Here is a 19,901-nt window from a genome sequence, read left to right as displayed (position 1 = left end):
CGGTCCCATGCGAACCGACTCTTCTCCCGGCTCCCTGCCGGCGCGGGAGCACCTCCCGGCCGCAGGAGCCGGTACGCCTGTCCTGGACGTTGTGATCCCCGTCTACAACGAGGAGAAGGACCTCCGGCCGTGCGTCCTGCGGCTGCACGACCACCTCACGCGGACCTTCCCGTACGGGTTCCGCATCACGGTCGCGGACAACGCCTCCACCGACGCCACGCCCCACGTCGCCGCCCGGCTGGCGGCGGAGCTGCCCGAGGTCGTCTCCCGCCGCCTGGAGCAGAAGGGGCGGGGCCGGGCCCTGCGCACCGTCTGGTCGGCCTCCGACGCCCCGGTCCTCGCCTACATGGACGTCGACCTGTCCACCGACCTCAACGCGCTGCTGCCGCTGGTGGCGCCGCTGATCTCCGGCCACTCGGACCTGGCGATCGGCTCCCGCCTCGCCCGCAGCTCCCGCGTGGTGCGCGGCGCCAAGCGGGAGTTCATATCCCGCTCCTACAACCTCATCCTGCGCGGCTCCCTCCAGGCCCGCTTCTCCGACGCCCAGTGCGGCTTCAAGGCGATCCGCCGGGACGTGGCCCAGGTGCTGCTGCCGCTGGTGGAGGACACCGGCTGGTTCTTCGACACCGAGATGCTGGTGCTCGCCGAGCGGGCCGGCTGCCGCATCCACGAGGTGCCGGTCGACTGGGTCGACGACCCCGACTCGACCGTGCACATCGTGCGGACGGCGACCGAGGACCTCAAGGGCGTGTGGCGGGTCGGCAAGGCCCTGGCCACCGGTTCCCTGCCGCTGGACCGGCTGGCCCGGCCGTTCGGCGACGACCCGCGCGACCGGGAGCTGGCCGGCGTACCGCAGGGCCTGGCGCGGCAGCTCGTCGGCTTCTGTGCCGTCGGCGCCCTGTCCACCCTCTTCTACCTGCTGCTCTACAGCGCCTTCCGGGGCTTCACCGGTTCGCAGGTCGCCAACGCGCTCGCCCTGCTGGTCTCGGCCGTCGCCAACACCGCCGCCAACCGGCGGCTGACCTTCGGCGTGCGGGGGCGGGGAGGTGCCGTGCGGCACCAGGCGCAGGGGCTGGTGGTCTTCGGCATCGGTCTCGTGCTGACCAGCGGTTCGCTCGCCGCCCTGAACGCGGCGACCGCCGACCCCGGCCACTCCACGGAGCTGGCGGTGCTGATCGCCGCCAACCTCGCCGCCACCGTGCTGCGCTTCCTGCTCTTCCGGGCCTGGGTGTTCCCGGACCCGGCGCCCGCGACGCAGCCGCTCCCGGCGCAACCCCGGCACCCCGACCCGTACCGCACCCGGGGCGACGCGACTGTGCGGCTGCGGCCCGTGCGCGACGCCCACACCGACCCGAGGGACGGACGATGACGACGCACCACGAACCGGCGACGCACGCGGGGGACACCCGCTCCCGGGACGAGAACGGGGGACTTCTGCCCACAGCGCCCCCCGAACCCGCGCGGCCCCGACCACGCGCGCTGGTGCGCAACCTGTGGCGCGGCCGGCCCGAGGACCCCCGCTGGGCACGCCCGGCCTTCCTCGGCCTGCTGCTCGCCACCGCCCTGCTGTACCTCTGCAACCTGAGCGCCTCCGGCTACGCCAACTCCTTCTACTCGGCGGCCGTACAGGCGGGCAGCCAGTCCTGGAAGGCGTTCTTCTTCGGCTCGCTCGACGCGGCGAACGCCATCACCGTCGACAAGCCCCCGGCCGCCCTGTGGCCGATGGCGCTCGCGGTGCGGATCTTCGGGCTCAGCTCCTGGTCGATCCTCGTCCCCGAGGTGCTGATGGGCGTCGCGACGGTCGCCGTCGTCCACGCGGCCGTGCGCCGCCGGTTCGGCCCCGCGGCCGGACTGATCGCCGGTGCGGTGCTGGCCCTGACGCCCGTCGCCGCGCTGATGTTCCGGTTCAACAACCCGGACGCGCTGCTCGCGCTGCTGATGTCCGTGGCCTGCTGCCTGGTCGTCCGCGCGCTGGATGACGGCCGGACCAAGTGGCTGGTGTGGGCGGGCGTGGCGATCGGGTTCGCCTTCCTGACCAAGACCCTCCAGGCGTTCCTGATCCTGCCCGCCCTCGCCCTGGTCTACGGCGTCTGCGCGCCGGTGCGGCTGAAGAAGCGGCTCGGGCAGCTCGCGCTCGCCACCCTCGCCCTCGTCGTCTCCGGCGGCTGGTGGGTCGCGGTCGTGGAGCTGTGGCCGGCGTCGTCCCGCCCGTACATCGGCGGCTCGCAGAACAACAGCTTCCTGGAGCTGACCTTCGGCTACAACGGACTGGGCCGGCTCAACGGCGAGGAGACCGGCAGCGTCGGCGGCGGCGGTGGCCCCGGCGGCGGGAGCGGCGGGCAGTGGGGCGAGACCGGCTGGGACCGGATGTTCAACTCCGAGATCGGCGGCCAGATCTCCTGGCTGCTCCCGGCGGCCCTGATCCTGCTGGTCGCGGGACTCGTCGCCCTGCGCCGCGGCGGGCGCACCGACGCCGCCCGCGCGTCCCTCCTGGTCTGGGGCGGCTCGCTGCTGATGACCACGGCCGTCTTCAGCTACATGGCGGGCATCTTCCACCAGTACTACACGGTGGCCCTCGCGCCCTACCTCGCCGCCGTCGTCGGCATGGGCGCGTCCGCGCTGTGGGACCGGCGCGAGCGGGTCTGGGCGTCGCTCGCCCTCGCCGCCGCCGTCACGGCGACCGCGGCCTGGGGGTACGTGCTGCTCAACCGCACGCCCGACTACCTGCCCTGGCTGAAGTGGCTCGTCCTCGTCGGCGGCCTGGTGGCCGCGCTGGGGCTGGTCTTCGCGGGGCGGCTGGGCCGGCGGCCGGCGCTCGCCGCGGCGGGGCTGGGTGTCGTGGCGTCACTGGCCGCGCCGGCCGCGTACACGGTGAGCACCGTGCAGGAGGGCCACAGCGGCTCCATCGTCACGGCCGGCCCGTCCGGCGCGAGCGTGATGGGCGGTCCGGGCGGTGGCGGTGGCCGGGGCGGCGGCCCCGGTGGCGGCGGCCCGGACGGGGGCGGCTTCCCCGGAGGCGGGACCGTGCCCGGGCAAGGGCAGGGCCAGGGTCAAGGCCAGGGCCAGGGCCAGGGCGGCCCCGGCACCGGCGGCTTTCCCGGAGGCGCGCCGGGTCAGAACGGCCAGACCGCCCCGAACGGCCGGACCGGCGAGGGTGGCACTGGCCCAGGCGGCGGCATGGGCGGAGGCGGCGGCATAGGCGGCCTGCTGAACGGCGCCCAGGTCGACTCCGAGGCCAAGAAGCTGCTGGAGACCGACGCCGACGACTACACCTGGGCCGCCGCCGCGGTCGGCTCCCAGAACGCCGCGAGCTACCAGCTCAGCACCGGCGAGCCCGTGATGGCGATCGGCGGCTTCAACGGCACGGACCCGTCACCGACGCTCGCCCAGTTCAAGAAGTACGTCGAGGACGGCGAGATCCACTACTTCGCCGGCGGCGGGACGGGCGGTGGCGCGGGCGGCGACTCCGGTACGTCGTCGCAGATCACGTCCTGGGTCGAGGCCAACTTCACGAAGGTCACGGTCGGTTCGGCCACCTTCTACGACCTCACCCGGCCGACCGCCTGACCGGCCGGGCCACCGTCAGGGCCTCTGCTGTACAGCGTATGGGAGCCCTTATACGCTGTACAGCATGACGACGTCCTCACCCTCGCCGGAACAGGAAAAGGAAAAGGAACCGGGCCGGGCCCAGCCCTCGCCCGCCACCGTCCAGGGCCACCCGCAGCGCTGGCTGATCCTCGGTGTCATCAGCCTCGCCCAGCTGACGGTGGTGCTGGACAACACCGTGCTGAACGTGGCCATCCCCTCTCTCACCGACGAGCTGGGGGCGGCCACCTCCGACATCCAGTGGATGATCAACGCCTACTCGCTGGTGCAGTCCGGCCTGCTGCTCACCGCGGGCAGCGCCGCCGACCGCTACGGCCGCAAGAAGATGCTGACCGCGGGTCTGGCGCTGTTCGGCCTGGGCTCGCTGGCGGCGGGCCTCGCGGACAGCACCGGCCAGCTGATCGCCGCACGGGCCGGCATGGGCGTCGGCGGGGCGCTGCTGCTGACCACCACGCTCGCCGTGGTCATGCAGATCTTCGCGCCCGAGGAGCACGCCAAGGCGATCGGCATCTGGAGCGCGGTGAGCGCGCTCGGCTTCGCCTGCGGGCCGCTGATCGGCGGCTTCATGCTGGACCACTTCTGGTGGGGCGCGATCTTCCTGATCAACCTGCCGGTCGTGGCGCTGGGCCTGGTCGCGGTAGTGACCCTGGTCCCCGAGTCGAAGAACCGGCAGGGCGACCGCCCCGACCTGCTGGGCGCCCTGCTCTCCACGATCGGCATGGCCGCACTGGTCTATGCGATCATCTCCGGCCCCGAGCACGGCTGGACCTCGGGCCGCGTACTGGCCACGGCGGCCGTCGCGGTGGGCGTGCTCGCGCTCTTCGCGTACTGGGAGAGCCGCATCCCGTACCCCATGCTCGACCTCGCCTTCTTCCGCAACCAGCGGTTCACGGGCGCGGTCGCCGGGCTGATGCTGATCACCTTCGGCATGGGCGGCGCGCTGTTCCTGCTCACCCAGCACCTGCAGTTCGTGCTCGGGTACGACCCGCTGGAGGCGGGGCTGGCGACCGCGCCGCTGGCTGTGACGGTGGTGGTGCTGAACTTCTCCGGCATCGCGGCGAAGTGGCTGGCCAAGCTGGGTACGCCGGTGGCGGTGATGCTGAGCATGGTGCTGATGTCGGCGGGCCTGGTGGCCATCGCCACGCTGACCGGAGTGGGCTATGCGGGCACGTTGCTGGGGCTGCTGCTGATCGGCGTGGGGTGCGCGCTCGGCAACCCGGCCATGGCGCACGCCATCATGAGTTCGATCCCGCCGGCCAAGGCGGGGGTCGGCGCGGGGATCAACGGGACGCTCGCGGAGTTCGGCAACGGGCTGGGCGTGGCCGTGCTGGGCGCGGTGCTGAACTCGCGGTTCGCGGCGCTGGTGCCGGTCGCGGCGGCGTCGTTGCCGGCCGCGCTGGCCTCGGCGGAGGGGGAGGCGGAGCGGGAGCGGGTCATCGACGCGTTCTCCTCCGGGCTGGAGAGCAGTCAGCTGGTGGGGGCGGTGGCCGTGCTGGTCGGCGGGGCCGTGGCGGCGGTGCTGCTGCGCAGGGCGGAACGGGCCGGCGCCTGAGCCCGGCCGGCGGGGTGTCCGCGCGGCTGCGGGCTCGTCGTGGCCGGTCGCGCCGTACCCCGCGTCCCCGAGGGGGCGCCTAGCATGACCGGCATCGTTGAACGAGGTAGGTGCGTATGGCGAAGGCGGGCCAGGGGCCGCGGTCCAGTGTCTGGCTGGTGGACGAGGGGCGGCGCGGCGGTCGTCGCGGCGGGCAGCCGTCCGGGCTCGACCGCGAGCGGATCACCGAGGCCACGGTCCGGCTGCTGGACGCCGAGGGACTGGCCAAGTTCTCCATGCGCCGCCTGGCGGCCGAACTGGACGTCACCGCGATGTCCGTCTACTGGTACGTCGACACCAAGGACCAGCTGCTCGAACTCGCCCTGGACGCCGTGTACGGCGAGCTGCGCCCCCCCGACCCGGAGGCCGCCGGCGAGGACTGGCGCGAGCAGCTGCGCACGCTGGCCCGGGAGAACCGCGCGCTGCTGGTGCGCCACCCCTGGCTGTCCCCGCTGGCCGGCACCTACCTCAACATCGGGCCGCACTCGCTGGCCTTCTCCCGCGCGGTGCAGGGCGTGATGCGCCGGAGCGGACTGCCCGTGCACCGGCTGACCGGGGCGATCTCCACCGTCTTCCAGTTCGTGTACGGCTACGGCACGATCGAGGGCCACCTCTTCGCGCGGGCGGCCGGGTCCGGGATGAGTCCGGACGAGTACTTCCAGGACTCCATGAACGCGGTGGCCGAGTCGCCGGACACCGCGCCGGACGTCATCGCGGAGTCCCGGGCCATCATGTCGGCCCGCGGCGGCGACACGGTCGCGGAGATGCTGGACCGGGACTTCGAGTTCGCGCTGGACCTGCTGATCGCGGGCATCGAGGCGATGATCGACCGGGGCTGACCGGCCCCCCGGAGGCCCGGTGCCTCCGACCGTGGCCTGCCGCCTGCCGCCTGCCGCCTGCCGCCTGCCGCCTGCCGCCTGCCGTCAGCCGTCCGACGCCAGCCGCGCCGGGAAGCCGCCCGTCGCCACCGGCCCCCACTTCTCCGGCGTCACCCGGATGATCGACTTGCCCTGCTTCACCATCGCCTGCCGGTACTCGTCCCAGTCGGGGTGCTCGCCGGAGATGTTGCGGTAGTACTCCACGAGCGGCTCGACGGAGTCGGGGGCGTCGACGACCTCCGCCGTGCCGTCGATCTGGACCCAGGGGCCGTTCCAGTCGTCGCTGAGCACGATGACGCTGACCCGCGGGTCGCGCCGTGCGTTGCGGGTCTTGGCGCGTTCGGGGTACGTGGAGACCACGATCCGCCCGGAGTCGTCGACCCCGCAGGTCAGCGGCGACCCCTGCGGGCTGCCGTCGGCCCGGCGGGTCAGCAGGATCGCCCGGTGCCGGGGACGTACAAACTCCAGCAACTCGTCCAGGGAGACACGAGTGTTCGTCGCGATGTTCGGTGCCATGCGGCCAGCCTAGGCCGGATGCGCCGGGCGGGCCTCAGACCGGGCTCCCGCTCACCGTCGCGCCGCCCGCCCCGCTCCCGGGGCGCAGCGCCTCCGCGACACTGTCGTACACCGGCACGTCCCGGCGCAGACCGGACAGTTCCAGGATCCGGCTGGGCACGCCCGTCGGGGTGGCCACCACCCGCAGCCGGGCGCGGCCGTGCAGGCGTTGGCGCACCTCGGTGAGGAGGCGGACGCCCTGGGAGTCCATGAAGCGGGTGGCGGTCAGATCCAGGACGAGGAAGCGCAGGCCGCCCGAGTGATGGTCCACGGCGGTCATGATCAGTGGGAGCAGCCCCGCGGCGTTGCAGAAGTCGATCTCGCGGGGCAGCGCGAGCACGGCGTAACCGGGTGGATCACACGGCTCGCACGGTCGGGGGAGGAAGGTCACGGCACTCACCTGGCAGACGTCCGTCCGGCTTCCGGCAAGGCCGCTTCCTGACCCGCTCCCCATTCCATCACGCCGTCGGCGGGATGCGGAAGGTGCCTGCCCGGTCCGTCGACCGGGCGTCACCGCAGCGCAACCAAGCAGCTAGAGTGCTGTCCGTCCTGTGCTCGCAGTCAGGAATGTGCTGCGGAGCTCTCCTGCGCACGGCCACCGGGTCGTGCACGCCGAAGAGGTTCGTGGTGGCTGCGTCCGAATTTACTGATTTGCCGCGTTTTCCGGTGGGCTTCGAGCTGGCCGAGGCCCTGACGTCGGCGGCTCGGCAACTGCACGGTACGGGCGCCCCCGACGACACCCTGACCGCCGCGGTCCAGCTGGCGGTGCGCCTGCTGCCCGGCGCCGAGCACGCGGGCATCTCGGAGATCCAGCGCGGCCGGCTGCGCACCCTCGCCTGGACCGACGAGGCCGTACGCTTCGACGCCGACTCACGGCACGGGGGCCGCGAGCCGCACCCGGACTGGGAACGCCTGTGGACCACGCCCGTGGTCCGCACCGACGACAGCGACGCCGACGGCGGCGGGAACGCCCTCTCCGGCCTCGGCCTGCGCTCCGCCCTGTCGCTGAGGCTGCGCGCCGACCGGCGCCGCCTGACCGTGCTGACGGCCTACGCCCGCAAGCCGCACGCCTTCGACGAGGACGCCACCCGCGTCGGCCGCCTGTTCACCGCGCACGTCTCCCTCGCCCTGGACTCGGCGACCGTGCGGGAGCAGCTCACCGAGGCCATGCGCACCCGGGACCTGATCGGCCAGGCCACCGGCATCCTCATGGAGCGCCTGACCATCGACGCGGCCGGCGCCTTCGACTCCCTGGTGAAGGCCTCCCAGCGGGAGAACGTGAAGCTGCGCGACCTCGCCCGCCGCATCGTCGACGCGAACAGCGGCGTGCAGGGCCGAGGAGTGGGCGAGCGATGACGGGATATCCGTACGGTCATGACCTCGCAGACCTCTGACACGCTCGACCAGGCGATAGCCAGGAGCCAGGGGCTCGACACCCTGCTGCGCGACCTGACCGACCGCGCGGTCGGCCAGGTGCCGGGGGCCGTGGCCTGCTCGGTCACCGTGCGCCGGGCCGACCGGCTGATGACGCTGGCGGGGAGTTCGGGGCTGCCCAGCGGGCTGGATCTCAGGCAGTACGAGAACGGTTCGGGGCCGTGCGTGGACGCGGCCGAGACGGGGAGCCCCCGGTACTCCCCCGATCTGGCCGCGGAGACCCGCTGGCCCGCGTACACGGAGTACGCGCTGGCCACCGGCGTGCGCTGTGTGCTGGCGCTGCCGATGGCGGTCGAGGGCGAGACGGGTGCCGCGCTCAACTTCTACGGCCTGGAGCCCGACTCGCTGGCCCAGGGGCGCGAAGCGGCCCGCACCTTCGCGGAGCGGGCCGCCGACGCGGTGAACGAGGCCCTGCGCCTGGAGCGGCAGCAGGCCTCCGCGGCCGATGTACGTACCGCGCTGCTCTCCCGCAGCATCATCGACCAGGCGGTCGGCATCCTCATGGCCCGGGAGCGGATCGACGCCCACCGGGCCCTGGCTCGGCTGCGCCGGGCCTCCCAACACCGGAACGTCAAGCTCCGGGACCTGTGCGGCGAACTGGTGGCCCAGGCGTCCGGCGGCGCCTCACGCGGCCGGCAGTGACTCCCCCTGGACCGCCTGGATGTCCAGCTCGACCCTGAGGGTCGTGCCGATGGCGGCGATGCCGGCCTGGAGGACCTGGTTGTAGTTCATGGCGAAGTCCTCGCGCCGCAGCTCCGTGGTGGCGCGGAACGCCGCCCGGGTGCCGCCCCACGGGTCGGCGCCGGTTCCGAGGTAGGCCAGGTCCAGGTCGACCGGGCGGACCACGCCGTGCAGGCCCAGCTCGCCGTGGACGGTCCAGCGGTCCGGGCCGGCCTCCGTCACCCCGGTGGAGCGGTAGGTGATCTCCGGGTACCGCTCGGTGTCCAGGAAGTCGGCGGAGCGCAGGTGGGTGTCGCGCATGCCGTTGCCGGTGTCGACGGAGGCCGCCTTGATCACCGCCTCCACCCGGGACTTGGTCACGTCGTCCGGCGCGATCTCGACCGTGCCGGCGAACTCCGTGAACCTGCCGTGCACGCTGGAGATGCCCAGGTGCTGGGCGACCGCGGCGACGCTGGAGTGCGCCGGGTCGATGGTCCACGGCCCGGGCGGCGGCAGTTCGGTGCCGCCCTGGCGGGCCAGCGTCACGGTGCCGACCTCGGCCCGGCCGCTCGCGGTGACGATCGCGCTGGACGCGGCCGGCGCGTAGCCGACGGCGGTGACGATCACGGTGTACGCCCCCGGCGCCAGCGGGGTGGTGTCCCGCACGGTGCCCTCGGTGTCCGCCTCGGCGCGCAGCACCTGCGTACCGGTCATGTCGGTCACCGTGACGACCGCGTGCGACACGGCCCATCCGTCCCGCGTTCGGATCCTCGCGGTCAGTCCCATCCCGTTTTCTCCCTGCAAAGGCTCAGAAAGTGGTCGTCAACAAAACCGGCCCGTGGCGGGCGGGCGCGCCTCCGCTCAGAGCGCGCACGCCACCACGGGCCGGGGTCTCGCTACTCGCCGGGGTGGGCGAGCTCGATGTCGTGGCCGTCGGCACCCGGGCCGGCGACCGTCAGGGACGTCGCCACCGGCGGGTAGCCGGTCGCGATCACGGTGTACTCACCGGCGTCCAGGTCGGTGAAGGCGTACGCCCCGTCCGCGCCGGTGGTGGCCGTGCCGACCACGTTGCCCGCCGCGTCGACCAGCGTGACGCGGGCGTCGGCCAGCGGACCGTGCGGCGCCCGCACGACGCCCTGGACCTGAGCGCCGGCCTGGAGGTCGACCTCCACGCGGGTGACACCGGCGCCGCCCACCTCGACCGGCAGGGCGCGCGGCCGGTAGCCGGCGGCGTTCACCGCGACGGTCACCGTGCCCGGCACCAGCTCGGTGAAGGCGAAGTCACCAGCCTCACCGGTGGCGGCGGTGGCCAGCAGGTCCCCGCGCACATCGGTCACGATCACCATCGCGTCCTTCACCGGCAGCCCGCTCTCCACGGCGCGCACCAGGCCGGTCAGCCCGCTGGTGCCGCTGAGCAGGATGTCGTAGGCGACGGGCTCGTCGTTCACGACGATCGTCGACGCCTGCGGCTGGAAACCGTCGGCGGAGGCGATCAGGACGTACGATCCCGCGCCCGGCGCGTCGACCGCGTAGGAACCGTCGGCCTGGGCGACCGAGCGGCCCAGCTGCCGGCCTCCCAGCGAGATCAGCGTGACCGCGGCCTGCGGGACCGGCGCGGACTCGGCGCCGCGGACGAAGCCGCGGACCGGGATGCCGCCGGAGACGGGTGCCGTCGGCTCACCGGAGCCGGCCGCCGAGGCGACGGCGGCGAGCCGCTGCGTGGCCGCGGGCTGGGTGCCGGAGTCGGCGACGGACGGGGCGGCGACCGCACCGGCCGGAACCGGCTCGGCGGCGACCCGGGTGGCCTCGGCCGGAGCCGGAGCCGCCGGGGAGGCGGTCTCGGCGGTGGCTTCGGCGGCCTGGGCGAGGGCGCCCGAGGTACGCAACGGGACCTCCTTGATGAACAGGGTGACGAGGAACGCGATCAGGGCGATCGGCGCGACGATCAGGAAGATGTCCGCGATGCCGTGCCCGTAGGCGCTCTCCAGCCACTCGCGGATGCCGGGGGGCAGCAGGTCCATGTCGGGGATCGAGCTGCCGCCGGCGGCCTTGGCGGCCGCCGCCTGCTCCTGCGGGCTGAGCGAACCGATGGTGTCCGAGGCGTAGTGGCTGATCCGGGTCGACATCACGGAGCCGAGCACCGAGACGCCCACCGCACCGCCGAGGGACCGGAAGAAGGTGACGACGGAGGACGCGGCACCCAGGTCGCTCGGGGCCACCTGGTTCTGCGTGCAGAGCACCAGGTTCTGCATCATCATGCCGACGCCGAGGCCCATCAGCGCCATGTAGACGGCGATGTGCCAGTACGGGGTGTCGTAGCGCATGGTGCCCAGCAGGCCCAGGCCCGCCGTCAGCAGCACACCGCCGGCCAGCAGCCAGCCCTTCCACTTGCCGGTCTTGGTGATGATCTGACCGGAGACGGTGGACGAGATGAACAGGCCGCCGATCATCGGGATGGTCATGACGCCCGACATGGTCGGGGACTTGTCCCGGGCCAGCTGGAAGTACTGGCTGAAGTAGACGGTGCCCGCGAACATCGCGATACCGACGAACAGCGAGGCCAGCGAGGCCAGGGTGATGGTGCGGTTGCGGAACAGGCGCAGCGGGATGATCGGCTCGCTGGCCTTGGACTCGACGAACAGGAAGATCAGCGTCAGCACGATCGCGCCGCCGACCATGGCACCGGTCTGCCACGACATCCAGTCGTACTTGTCGTCCGCGAAGGTGACCCAGACGAGCAGCAGGCAGACGGCCGCGGTGACGAAGAAGGCGCCGGCCCAGTCGACCTTGACCTTCCGCTTGGCCACGGGCAGGTGCAGCGTCTTCTGCAGCACGATCAGCGCGAGGATCGCGAAGGGCACGCCGACGTAGAGGCACCAGCGCCAGCCGAGCCAGCTGGTGTCGGTGATGACGCCGCCGAGCAGCGGACCGCCGACGGTCGCGACGGCGAAGGTGGCGCCCAGGTAGCCGGAGTAGCGCCCGCGCTCACGCGGGGAGATCATCGCGGCCATGATGATCTGCGCCAGGGCGGACAGACCGCCGGCGCCCAGGCCCTGGATGGCCCGTGCGGTGATCAGCATCGCGGGGTTCTGCGACAGACCGGCCACGACGGAGCCGATGACGTAGACGATCAGGGCTATCTGGACCAGGGCCTTCTTGCTGACCAGGTCCGCGAGCTTGCCCCACAGAGGGGTGGAGGCGGTCATCGTCAGCAGCGAGGCGGTGACCACCCAGGTGTAGGCGCTCTGACCGCCGCCGAGGTCACCGATGATCTCGGGCAGGGCGTTGGTGACGATGGTCGAGGACAGGATGGCGCAGAACATGCCGAGCAAGAGCCCGGACAGCGCCTCCATGATCTGCCGGTGCGACATCGGAGCGTCTCCGGCGGAGCCTCCCCCGTGCTTGGCATGAGCCCGCACACCGGCTGGTGTGGTCGTTGCCATGTACTTCCTTTGCTTACTTCGTGGTGGTCGCGGGTGTACGGGTGGTCTGTTCGACCTCGGGTGGTGCGGGGGGCCGGGCCGGTGCGGACCGGCAGTCGTCGAAGCTCGCCCTGAGCCTGGTCATCAGCCGGGTGAGCTGGCCGACCTCGTCGTCGGTCCAGTCGCTCAGCCGGTGGGCCAGCAGCTGGGTCGTCCGCTCCGACAGCTCGTCGAGCTGCGACCGGCCCGCGGGCGTCAGGCGCAGGATGCGCGAGCGCTTGTCCGCGGGGTCGGGGGAGCGTTCGATCCAGCCCCGGTCGGCTATGTGTGCGACGTGGCGGCTGGTCACCGACATGTCCACGGCCAGCAGCTCGGCGAGCTTGCTGATGCGCATGTCCCCGTGGCGGCCCAGCAGGGTCAGTACGGCGGCGGATCCGCCGGGGCAGTCGGCCGGCAGGATGCGGCCCATCTCCCGTTTGACGGCGCCGAAGGCGCTGAACTGTCGGATCAGCTCCTCGTACTGCGCCCTCTCGGCCATGCGCACCTCCCGCATTCGTTGCTTAGGGCAACCATAGGAGCGGTTGGTTGCTACAGGCAAATAAAAACGGTCATGCGGCGACAAAAAGTTGGCAAAGGCAAGTATTGCGAAAGTAAACGTGCAGGTGGCGGGCGGTGGGGCGGGCCGGGCGCGGCCCGGAGCCGCCACAAGCCGGTTGGTCGGCCCCGCACTTGGGCCCCCACCACGGATTCGCTAGTGTCTCGGCCCATGGCTAACAACCAGGGCCCCCAGGGCAATTACGACCCCGCAGGCAGCACCCAGATGTTCCGCGCGTTCGTCGACGACGCCCCCCAGTCCCGGCAGGCGGCCCCCGCCGCCTCCTCCGGCCCCCGCATCGGCCTGATCGTCGGCATCGTGGCCGCCGTGGTGATCGTCGCCGCCGTGGCCTGGCTGGCGCTGAAGTAGCGGCACCGAGACGGAACGGCGCCCGGCGCGGGCGCCCACGTGACGGCGACCGCCGCGGCACCCCGATGGGCCGCGGCGGTCGCCGGAGTGTCCGGAGTCGGACTCAGTCGGAGATGAGGCCCTCGCGCAGCTGCGCCAGGGTGCGCGTGAGCAGCCGGGAGACGTGCATCTGCGAGATGCCGACCTCCTCGCCGATCTGCGACTGGGTCATGTTGGCGAAGAAGCGCAGCATGATGATCCGCCGCTCCCGGGGCGGCAGCTTGGCCAGCAGCGGCTTGAGGGACTCGCGGTACTCCACGCCCTCCAGTGCCGTGTCCTCGTAGCCGAGACGGTCGGCCAGCGAGCCCTCGCCGCCGTCGTCCTCCGGGGCCGGGGAGTCCAGCGAGGAGGCGGTGTAGGCGTTGCCCACCGCGAGGCCGTCGACGACGTCCTCCTCGGAGACGCCGAGCACGGTGGCCAGCTCGCCGACGGTCGGGGAGCGGTCCAGCTTCTGGGAGAGCTCGTCGCTGGCCTTCGTCAGGGCCAGGCGCAGCTCCTGGAGCCGGCGCGGGACGCGCACCGACCACGAGGTGTCCCGGAAGAACCGCTTGATCTCGCCGACGACGGTCGGCATCGCGAACGTCGGGAACTCCACGCCCCGTTCGCAGTCGAAGCGGTCGATCGCCTTGATCAGGCCGATCGTGCCGACCTGGACGATGTCCTCCATCGGCTCGTTGCGCGAGCGGAAGCGGGCCGCCGCGTAGCGCACCAGCGGGAGGTTGAGCTCGATCAGGGTGTCCCGGACGTAGGCACGCTCGGGGCTGTCCTCGTCGAGGGCGGCGAGCCGCAGGAACAGGGAGCGGGACAGGGTGCGGGTGTCGATGGCCTCCGGGGCCGCGAGGGCCTGGGCCGGCACGGCGTCGAGGGTCGGTACGGCTTCGCCGGCCTGACCGTCGTCGATGGAACCGACGGAGTCGATGGAGCCGACGGGGCCGAGCGCCTCGAGCGTGTCGGGCGCGGTCTCGCTCTCCGCGAGCGCGAGCACCTTCGAGCTGCCCTGGTCTGCGGACATGCCACCCCCTTTGGGTCGCGGGACGGTCACGGCGCACGTTCCCGGGACGGGAACGCAGCCTTCACCTGAATACCGGAGCCGGAGCCCCGGCAAACGCGTCTCCGGCAGAATGTCACATGTCGGCAACGCGCTGTAGTGACATGTCGACATCCGAGACGCGAATTCCCCCTGGAAACAGGGGGTCTGACGGCCTTTCGGCCTGATTCCGCCCGCAACGGCCCTGGTGAGCGATTCGCTCGCCCCGGTGACCGTTCGCTCGCGCCTTCGAATGCTTTCCGCGCTGGGGCGAGACTACGCCTCGATGCGGTTGGCGGACCTCAACCGCTGGAAACTACGCGCCAGTAGCCGCGAGACGTGCATCTGCGATACGCCGAGTTCCGCACTGATCTGCGACTGGGTGAGGTTGCTGTAGTAGCGCAGCAGCAGGATGCGCTGCTCCCGCTCCGGGAGCTGGACGAGCAGGTGCCGGACGAGGTCGCGGTGCTCGACGCCGTCGAGGGCGGGGTCCTCGTAGCCGAGCCGGTCGAGCAGTCCGGGCAGGCCGTCGCCCTCCTGCGCGGCCTCCAGCGAGGTGGCGTGGTACGACCGGCCCGCCTCGATGCAGGACAGCACCTCCTCCTCGGAGATGCGCAGCCGCTCGGCGATCTCGGCGGTCGTCGGGGAGCGGCCGAAGGCGGTCGTCAGGTCCTCGGTGGCGCTGTTGACCTGCACCCACAGCTCGTGCAGCCGGCGCGGGACGTGCACCGTGCGGACGTTGTCCCGGAAGTACCGCTTGATCTCGCCGACCACGGTCGGCATCGCGAACGTCGGGAACTGCACGCCCCGTTCGGGGTCGAAGCGGTCGATGGCGTTGATGAGCCCGATGGTGCCGACCTGGACGACGTCCTCCATCGGCTCGTTGCGGGAGCGGAAGCGGGCGGCGGCGTAGCGCACCAGAGGGAGGTTGGCCTCGATGAGCGCCGCGCGCACCCGGTCGTGCTCCGGCGTGCCCGGCGTGAGCCCCTTCAGCTCGCCGAAGAGTACTTGGGTCAGGGCCCGGGTGTCCGCGCCCCGGCTGCGCTGCTGCGTGGTCTCCCGCGCGGGCGCCTCGTTTGCCTGGGCGGGCGGCGCGGGCGGTGCTTGAGGCGCAGTACTGGCCGGCACGGTCAACTCCACCTCGTGATCCGTCAACTCTTCCGTCACTCATCCGTCAAAAGCGGTCATAGCATCACAAGACATGTGCACTGTGTGCAAGCACCGCATAACGTCGTGTTGAGTGAACGAAAGCAGATCGGCCCCGCACCGGTCGGGTGCGAGGCCGATGGCGGACGGCGGGGGCTCAGAACTCGTAGTCGGCGATCACCCAGGTGGCGAACTCCCGCCACAGCGCCACGCCCGCCTGGTGCGCGGGGTGTTCCAGGTACCGCTTGAGGGCGTCGGCGTCGTCCACGGCCGAGTTGATGGCGAAGTCGTAGGCGATGGGCCGGTCGCTGATGTTCCAGGCGCACTCCCAGAAGCGCAGCTCCTCGATCCGGTCGCCGAGCGCGCGGAACGCCTCGACGCCCTCCACGACGCGCGGGTCGTCGCGCCGCACGCCGTCGTTGAGCTTGAACAGCACCAGGTGGCGGATCATCACTTTCCTCCGTTGGCGGCCCAGGTCATGAAGTCGCCCACGGCGCCCGCCGCGTCGGAGATGCCCTGGAAACCTATCTGGACGTAGTCGGCGGCCTTGGCCGGGTCCGTGATGATCACATACAGCACGAAAACCACGAGTGCGTAGACGGCGATCTTCTTCGCGTTCACCGCCACCGCGGCCTCCCCTGTCCTTTGTTGCACGCCTTTCGATCGCACATGATCGCACGAAGGGCCCCGTCTTTCGACGGGGCCCTTCAGAAGCGGTAGCGGAGGGATTTGAACCCTCGGTGACTTGCGCCACACTCGCTTTCGAGGCGAGCTCCTTCGGCCGCTCGGACACGCTACCGAGACAGACCTTACAGCACAGTGCCGCATGGTTCGAAATCGGTATTCGGCGCCGGTCAGCGGTCGCGGAAGAAGTCGGTCAGCAGCCGCGCGCAGTCGTCCGCGAGGACCCCCTCGATCACCTCGGGGCGGTGGTTGAGCCGCCGGTCGCGCACGACGTCCCACAGGGAGCCGGCCGCGCCCGCCTTGTCGTCGCGGGCGCCGTAGACGACGCGGTCCACGCGGGACTGCACCAGCGCGCCCGCGCACATCGTGCACGGCTCCAGGGTGACGACGAGGGTGCACCCGGCCAGCCGCCACTCTCCGAGCGCCGCGGCCGCCCGGCGGACGGCGAGCACCTCGGCGTGGGCCGTGGGATCGCCGCCGGCCTCGCGCTCGTTGTGCCCGGCGGCCAGCACCGTCCGCCCGTCCGGTGCCAGCACGACGGCACCGACGGGCACGTCGCCGCCGAGCGCGGCCCGCCCGGCCTCGGCCAGGGCGAGCCGCATCGCCGCCCGCCACGGGTCGCGCACCGGGTCGGGCGGGCCGGAACGTTCCGCCGGTTCCTCCGCCACGTTCCGTCCGGTCAGCGGACCGTCTCCAGCACCTCGGAGGCGCCCAGGGCCTCGGCGATCTCGCCGACCGCGTCCCCGGACAGGGAACGCAGCTCCTTCTCGCTCACGCCCAGGTCGTCCAGGACCTCGGCGTCACCGACGGGCCCGTGCGGCACGGCCTCACCGGCGCCGGCGACCGCGTCACCGCCGTCGGCACCGTCCTCGTCGTCGTCGGACTCGCCGTCCTCCGTGCCGTCGAGGTCGAGGGCGTCGAGGTCGTCGCCGTCGTCACCGGGCTCCCGGCCCAGCAGTTCGTCGGTGAGCAGGATCTCGCCGTAGCTGCTGCGGGCCGCGGCGGCGGCGTCCGAGACGTAGATACGGGGGTCCTCCTCGCCGTCCACCCGGACGACTCCGAACCACGCGTCCTCCTGCTCGATCAGCACGAGCACCGTGTCCTCGTCGGGAGAGGCTTCCCGGGCCAGGTCGGCCAGATCCGACAGGGTCTCCACATCGTCGAGCTCCGTGTCGCTCGCTACCCATCCGTCTTCGGTGCGCGCGAGCAGTGCGGCGAAGTACACCGTGACTCTCCCACTGGTCATAGGCGTGCCGGTTGGGGGTCCCCCCGGCGGAGGCTGCGGGCGGGGGAGCGGTGCTCCGAGCCCCACCCACTCGGAATCGTGGCAGAAACAAGGCCGTCAGGGGACGTCTTCGGCGCCCTGTGTCCGGCAGTTTTGACCGGGGACCCCGACTCGTCGCCGCCACGTGCGGATCGTACGCGGATTCTCACGGCAGCCGCGTACTCCCACCGCACCGACACCGGCGCGGCGCGCGATCTTCCCCCCGCCGGTCCGGGGGACTACCAGCGGAAGGTGCGCATGCGCATCGCGTGCCGCAGCCGGGCCGCCTTGGCGCGGCGCGGCTGCACCCGGTCCCGCAACTCCCGGGCCTCAGCCAGGTCGCGCAGGAACTGGGCCCGCCGCCGACGGCGCTCGCCCTCCCGCTCCGGCTCCGTACTCCGCTCCGTACCCCGCGCCCTTCCCGGCTCCTTGCCGAGGGACGGCGTGTCGTGGATGTCCCGGTCAGGCACAGCGTCACCACCCAGCGTCAGTCCCTCCCACCTTCCCCCGACCGGGGGGTTTGACTCCAGCGAGCGAGTGAAGCGTCCGCCCCAGGGCCCGGTTACTGTGGTGGACATGCGTCTCCACGTCGTCGACCACCCCCTGGTCGCCCACAAGCTCACCACGCTGCGCGACCAGCGCACCGACTCCGCGACCTTCCGCCGTCTCGCCGACGAGCTGGTCACCCTGCTCGCCTACGAGGCCACGCGCGACGTGCGCACCGAACAGGTCGACATCCACACGCCGGTCGCGCAGACCACAGGCGTCAAGCTCTCCCACCCGCGCCCGCTGGTGGTGCCGATCCTGCGGGCCGGTCTCGGCATGCTCGACGGCATGGTCCGGCTGCTGCCGACCGCCGAGGTGGGCTTCCTGGGCATGGTGCGCAACGAGGAGACGCTCCAGGCCTCCACCTACGCCACACGCATGCCGGACGACCTCTCCGGGCGTCAGGTGTACGTCCTGGACCCGATGCTGGCCACGGGCGGCACCCTGGTCGCGTCGATCCAGGAGCTGATCAAGCGCGGCGCCGACGACGTGACGGCCGTGGTGCTGCTCGCCGCGCCGGAGGGCGTCGAGCTCATGGAGCGCGAGCTGGCCGGCACCCCGGTGACGGTCGTGACGGCCTCGGTCGACGAGCGCCTCAACGAACTGGGCTACATCGTGCCGGGCCTCGGCGACGCGGGCGACCGCATGTACGGGGCGGCCGAGTAGGTCGTACGGCTGCTCAGCAGCCCTTCTTCTCCGCGGCGGGCGTCGGCTGCGGCGCGGCCAGTGCGGCCAGTGCCGCGTCGGCGTCCGCCGGCTTCGTCAGCCCCTTGAAGCCGTTGCCGATGATCAGATCGACCTCGGCGCCCTTGCGGGCCGCGTCGGTACGGCGTTCCGCGCCGGCGAGCTGGGCACCGAGCACGGGCAGCGAGCTCTTCAGGGCCGTGGCGGGGCCGAGCAGGAGGCCCGCGCCCTGGACCTTCTTGTCGTACTCCTTGGGCGCGTTGCTCACCTCGCCGATGCGGAAGCCGCGCTTCTTCAGCTCGTCGGCGGTCTTCTGGGCGAGGCCGCCGCGGGTCGTGGCGTTGAGCACGTTGACGGTGACCTGGGCGGGCTTCGGCAGCTTCACCGCCGCGGGTGAGGCGCTCGCCTTCGCGGCGGTGGTCCGGCAGTCCGAGGCCGCGCCGAGGGCGGAGGCCTTGTCCCCGCCGGTGAAGACGTCGATCAGCTGGAGCGTGCCCCAGCCGAGCACCCCGAGAACGGTGACGCAGGCGACGGCGACGAGCGCGAGCCTGCCGCGTCGCCGGGCCGGTCGCATCCGCGGGTACCTGTCCCCCGTGATCTTGTACTGGCCGCCCATACCAGGGGGAGTGAGCATGCTCATGGGCGCAGCGTAGTGCGATGAGGCGGTGATGCCTATTAGATGATCAGTCGACGTTCCGCCGTTCGGCCCGAAGCAACCCGAAAGAGTCAAAGCCGAGGCGTCGCGGGGCTGGTCAGTCGAGTTCGAGGACCCGCGCGTGCAGCACCTGGCGCTGCTGGAGTGCCGCGCGCACCGCGCGGTGCAGCCCGTCCTCGAGGTACAGGTCGCCCTGCCACTTCACGACGTGCGCGAAGAGGTCGCCGTAGAAGGTGGAGTCCTCGGCGAGGAGGGTCTCCAGGTCGAGCTGGCCCTTGGTCGTCACGAGCTGATCGAGGCGGACCGGGCGCGGCGCGACGTCCGCCCACTGCCGGGTGCTCTCCCGGCCGTGGTCGGGGTACGGCCGGCCGTTTCCGATGCGCTTGAAGATCACACGGAAAGCCTACCGGCCCAGACGTCGCGGGCGCAGCCATGGCGGCGGAGTGCGGCGCTGGAAGAGAAGCCGTAAACGGGGGCAAACAGGGCCGGGACCCGGTCGGTACGGCCGTGACCGGGTCCCGCCGCGGCGGAGGCGGCCGGACCGCCTCCGCAGTGCTCGGCCGGCTCGGTCAGTCACGCCTCCCCTCGTGCTCGGGCGGGCGGGGTTCGCCGGGAGCCTGCGGCTTGCCGGTGTCGGGATCCGGGGTGCGCCGGGCGCCCTCGGCGCGCAGGAGGGCGCGCAGGACGGCGTAGGGGTCGTCGGACATGGCTGCTTCCTCGTTCCTGTTCGGGTGTGTCGGCGCGGG

The 19,901-nt window shown here is 72.2% G+C and carries 23 protein-coding genes and 1 tRNA gene; 8 read left to right on the top strand and 16 right to left on the bottom strand.

Annotation, left to right across the window (positions count from 1 at the left end):
- Positions 1–7 precede the first annotated feature (7 nt).
- From ACLIN4_RS17050 to ACLIN4_RS17035, 4 genes are all read left to right on the top strand, one after another.
- Positions 8–1,369, top strand: a complete 1,362-nt coding sequence (locus ACLIN4_RS17050; RefSeq protein ID WP_289909011.1) for a bifunctional glycosyltransferase family 2/GtrA family protein — start codon at positions 8–10, stop codon at positions 1,367–1,369.
- On the top strand, positions 1,366–3,567 hold the full coding sequence (locus ACLIN4_RS17045; protein ID WP_411575968.1) for an ArnT family glycosyltransferase: 2,202 nt from the start codon (positions 1,366–1,368) through the stop codon (positions 3,565–3,567). Before ACLIN4_RS17050 ends, ACLIN4_RS17045 begins: the two co-directional genes overlap by 4 nt.
- Positions 3,568–3,631: 64 nt before the next feature.
- Positions 3,632–5,158, top strand: a complete 1,527-nt coding sequence (locus ACLIN4_RS17040; RefSeq protein WP_354671143.1) for an MFS transporter — start codon at positions 3,632–3,634, stop codon at positions 5,156–5,158.
- A gap of 116 nt (positions 5,159–5,274) precedes the next feature.
- Positions 5,275–6,036 (top strand): TetR/AcrR family transcriptional regulator, encoded by a 762-nt coding sequence (locus ACLIN4_RS17035; protein WP_107479612.1) that lies wholly within the window; start codon positions 5,275–5,277, stop codon positions 6,034–6,036.
- 84 nt (positions 6,037–6,120) lie between these two features.
- On the opposite strand, the gene ACLIN4_RS17030 is transcribed toward ACLIN4_RS17035, so the two are convergent.
- On the bottom strand, positions 6,121–6,591 hold the full coding sequence (locus ACLIN4_RS17030; protein ID WP_107479613.1) for a PPOX class F420-dependent oxidoreductase: 471 nt from the start codon (positions 6,589–6,591) through the stop codon (positions 6,121–6,123).
- 34 nt (positions 6,592–6,625) lie between these two features.
- A complete protein-coding gene (locus ACLIN4_RS17025; RefSeq protein ID WP_411575967.1) occupies positions 6,626–7,021 on the bottom strand; it encodes an STAS domain-containing protein in 396 nt (131 codons plus the stop codon).
- Between the two features lie 260 nt (positions 7,022–7,281).
- Here ACLIN4_RS17025 and ACLIN4_RS17020 point away from each other — a divergent pair, with 260 nt between their 5' ends.
- Both ACLIN4_RS17020 and ACLIN4_RS17015 read left to right on the top strand, forming a co-directional pair.
- Positions 7,282–7,986, top strand: a complete 705-nt coding sequence (locus ACLIN4_RS17020; RefSeq protein WP_411575966.1) for an ANTAR domain-containing protein — start codon at positions 7,282–7,284, stop codon at positions 7,984–7,986.
- A gap of 18 nt (positions 7,987–8,004) precedes the next feature.
- Positions 8,005–8,706 (top strand): GAF and ANTAR domain-containing protein, encoded by a 702-nt coding sequence (locus tag ACLIN4_RS17015; protein ID WP_107479615.1) that lies wholly within the window; start codon positions 8,005–8,007, stop codon positions 8,704–8,706.
- Here ACLIN4_RS17015 and ACLIN4_RS17010 read toward each other — a convergent pair.
- The 3 genes from ACLIN4_RS17010 to ACLIN4_RS17000 all read right to left on the bottom strand — a co-directional run bounded on the left by ACLIN4_RS17010 (position 8,689) and on the right by ACLIN4_RS17000 (position 12,684).
- Entirely contained in the window at positions 8,689–9,510 is an 822-nt protein-coding gene (locus ACLIN4_RS17010) for a YceI family protein (protein ID WP_289909008.1), read from the bottom strand. The two genes, ACLIN4_RS17015 and ACLIN4_RS17010, sit on opposite strands and share 18 nt — an antisense overlap.
- A gap of 110 nt (positions 9,511–9,620) precedes the next feature.
- Entirely contained in the window at positions 9,621–12,167 is a 2,547-nt protein-coding gene (locus ACLIN4_RS17005) for an MFS transporter (protein ID WP_289909007.1), read from the bottom strand.
- Positions 12,168–12,180: 13 nt separating this feature from the next.
- Positions 12,181–12,684, bottom strand: a complete 504-nt coding sequence (locus ACLIN4_RS17000) for a MarR family winged helix-turn-helix transcriptional regulator (RefSeq protein WP_100047658.1) — start codon at positions 12,682–12,684, stop codon at positions 12,181–12,183.
- Positions 12,685–12,912: 228 nt separating this feature from the next.
- Between ACLIN4_RS17000 and ACLIN4_RS16995 the strand changes: the two genes are divergently transcribed.
- A complete protein-coding gene (locus tag ACLIN4_RS16995; protein ID WP_219178853.1) occupies positions 12,913–13,110 on the top strand; it encodes a hypothetical protein in 198 nt (65 codons plus the stop codon).
- Positions 13,111–13,213: 103 nt separating this feature from the next.
- Here the strand turns inward: ACLIN4_RS16995 and ACLIN4_RS16990 are convergent, their stop codons facing one another.
- The 8 genes from ACLIN4_RS16990 to ACLIN4_RS16955 form a co-directional block, all read right to left on the bottom strand.
- A complete protein-coding gene (locus tag ACLIN4_RS16990; protein ID WP_100047656.1) occupies positions 13,214–14,161 on the bottom strand; it encodes an RNA polymerase sigma factor SigF in 948 nt (315 codons plus the stop codon).
- Positions 14,162–14,452: 291 nt separating this feature from the next.
- The gene (locus ACLIN4_RS16985; protein ID WP_100047668.1) at positions 14,453–15,304 is read right to left on the bottom strand and encodes an RNA polymerase sigma factor SigF; all 852 of its coding nucleotides are present in this window, start codon (positions 15,302–15,304) and stop codon (positions 14,453–14,455) included.
- 175 nt (positions 15,305–15,479) lie between these two features.
- Entirely contained in the window at positions 15,480–15,773 is a 294-nt protein-coding gene (locus ACLIN4_RS16980) for a Dabb family protein (protein WP_269955486.1), read from the bottom strand.
- Positions 15,773–15,949 carry a hypothetical protein gene (locus tag ACLIN4_RS16975; RefSeq protein WP_030979209.1) on the bottom strand — a complete coding sequence of 59 codons (177 nt, stop codon included), beginning with the start codon at positions 15,947–15,949 and terminating at the stop codon, positions 15,773–15,775. The genes ACLIN4_RS16980 and ACLIN4_RS16975 overlap by 1 nt, the downstream gene beginning before the upstream one ends.
- Positions 15,950–16,036: 87 nt before the next feature.
- A tRNA-Ser gene (locus ACLIN4_RS16970) sits at positions 16,037–16,121 on the bottom strand.
- 55 nt (positions 16,122–16,176) lie between these two features.
- A complete protein-coding gene (gene tadA, locus ACLIN4_RS16965) occupies positions 16,177–16,608 on the bottom strand; it encodes a tRNA adenosine(34) deaminase TadA (RefSeq protein ID WP_100047667.1) in 432 nt (143 codons plus the stop codon).
- Positions 16,609–16,685: 77 nt separating this feature from the next.
- Positions 16,686–17,231: a hypothetical protein gene (locus ACLIN4_RS16960; RefSeq protein ID WP_100047654.1), complete on the bottom strand. Its 546-nt coding sequence runs from the start codon at positions 17,229–17,231 to the stop codon at positions 16,686–16,688.
- A 278-nt stretch (positions 17,232–17,509) separates the two neighbouring features.
- Positions 17,510–17,740 (bottom strand): hypothetical protein, encoded by a 231-nt coding sequence (locus ACLIN4_RS16955; protein ID WP_100047653.1) that lies wholly within the window; start codon positions 17,738–17,740, stop codon positions 17,510–17,512.
- A gap of 106 nt (positions 17,741–17,846) precedes the next feature.
- Between ACLIN4_RS16955 and upp the strand changes: the two genes are divergently transcribed.
- The gene (gene upp, locus ACLIN4_RS16950) at positions 17,847–18,482 is read left to right on the top strand and encodes a uracil phosphoribosyltransferase (protein ID WP_029393037.1); all 636 of its coding nucleotides are present in this window, start codon (positions 17,847–17,849) and stop codon (positions 18,480–18,482) included.
- A 13-nt stretch (positions 18,483–18,495) separates the two neighbouring features.
- Here upp and ACLIN4_RS16945 read toward each other — a convergent pair whose 3' ends face one another.
- The 3 genes from ACLIN4_RS16945 to ACLIN4_RS16935 all read right to left on the bottom strand — a co-directional run bounded on the left by ACLIN4_RS16945 (position 18,496) and on the right by ACLIN4_RS16935 (position 19,862).
- Positions 18,496–19,116 carry a LytR C-terminal domain-containing protein gene (locus ACLIN4_RS16945; protein WP_411576759.1) on the bottom strand — a complete coding sequence of 207 codons (621 nt, stop codon included), beginning with the start codon at positions 19,114–19,116 and terminating at the stop codon, positions 18,496–18,498.
- A 136-nt stretch (positions 19,117–19,252) separates the two neighbouring features.
- Positions 19,253–19,549 carry a type II toxin-antitoxin system VapB family antitoxin gene (locus ACLIN4_RS16940; RefSeq protein WP_003999914.1) on the bottom strand — a complete coding sequence of 99 codons (297 nt, stop codon included), beginning with the start codon at positions 19,547–19,549 and terminating at the stop codon, positions 19,253–19,255.
- A gap of 175 nt (positions 19,550–19,724) precedes the next feature.
- Complete coding sequence (locus ACLIN4_RS16935) at positions 19,725–19,862, bottom strand: hypothetical protein (protein WP_179342627.1); 138 nt, start codon at positions 19,860–19,862, stop codon at positions 19,725–19,727.
- Positions 19,863–19,901 lie beyond the last annotated feature (39 nt).

This window comes from Streptomyces mutabilis (assembly GCF_046628145.1).
Classification (GTDB): domain Bacteria; phylum Actinomycetota; class Actinomycetes; order Streptomycetales; family Streptomycetaceae; genus Streptomyces; species Streptomyces mutabilis.
Note: the sequence above shows the minus strand (reverse complement) of the source record. Positions and strands in the feature narration are given on the sequence as shown.